This window comes from Photobacterium kagoshimensis (assembly GCF_050337045.1).
GTDB lineage: Bacteria > Pseudomonadota > Gammaproteobacteria > Enterobacterales > Vibrionaceae > Photobacterium > Photobacterium kagoshimensis.
Genome location: NZ_JAKJSO010000057.1, coordinates 1 through 771, shown reverse-complemented (window position 1 = coordinate 771; position 771 = coordinate 1). Strand labels below are relative to the sequence as shown.

2 protein-coding genes are annotated in these 771 nt (G+C 45.5%); both read left to right on the top strand.

Translation table 11 applies throughout. From position 1 onward, the window contains the following. Positions 1 to 249: transposase domain-containing protein (locus L4C35_RS23180; RefSeq protein ID WP_428465058.1), on the top strand; the 249-nt coding region annotated here is incomplete at its 5' end. Between the two features lie 261 nt (positions 250 to 510). Further along, on the top strand, positions 511 to 717 hold the full coding sequence (locus tag L4C35_RS23175; protein ID WP_428465057.1) for a hypothetical protein: 207 nt from the start codon (positions 511 to 513) through the stop codon (positions 715 to 717). The last annotated feature ends 54 nt before the right edge of the window (positions 718 to 771 follow it).

The following is a 771-nucleotide window of genomic DNA, read 5'->3' as shown; positions in this document are numbered from 1 at the left end:
GATAATAATGTGACTGAGCGAGATATCCGCCCGTTTACTACGGGTCGTAAAAACTGGATGTTCTCCACGTCTGTTGAAGGTGCCACTGCGAGTGCTAACTTATATAGCTTAGTAATGACGTGTCGAGCGAATAACATCAACCCATATTACTACTTCGCGCACTTGTTCAAAGTGCTGCCAACGCGTTCACCTCAAGATGATCTTACCGATCTTATGCCATGGAACTTTGACATCAATGAGACCGAATAAGGCCTCACTGCTTAATTAGACGCTTACGTAACAAAGGCATTAAGGTGACGCGTTACACTCGGCGGTTTTGGTTTGAAGTGTATTTGGTTTTGTAAGTTCAGCGTTAGCGCACCTTATGCCAGCGTTACCCGACTTGGTTGAGTTCTTTTTGTGTACTTAACTCCGCAGTCGCTGTGCGTTGGTCAATTCCAGACAAATTCGTATGCAGTTAGAACCGTTCTTCGTTCATAGCGGCTTCTTATTTTTAAACGTCTCAACGACTTGCGTGAATATTCGCTGGTAACCGCGCCAACTTCTGTATTGGGTTTTAACCATGGTTCGGCCGTGGCGGTTGATGCTCCGTGTGTTCACCAGTTCTTAAATTTCTCGGCTATTGCCTCACCATTTTCGAGGATAGCCGCTTTCAATATTGTGGTCGGTGCGTTGGTAGGGAGGTGGTTACATTTTGGTGGTTGCCGTAAGCAGTAAAATTGTGGGTGTTGTTCGCGGCTTTAGTTGGGCTGCCTTTTAATTAATATTGGC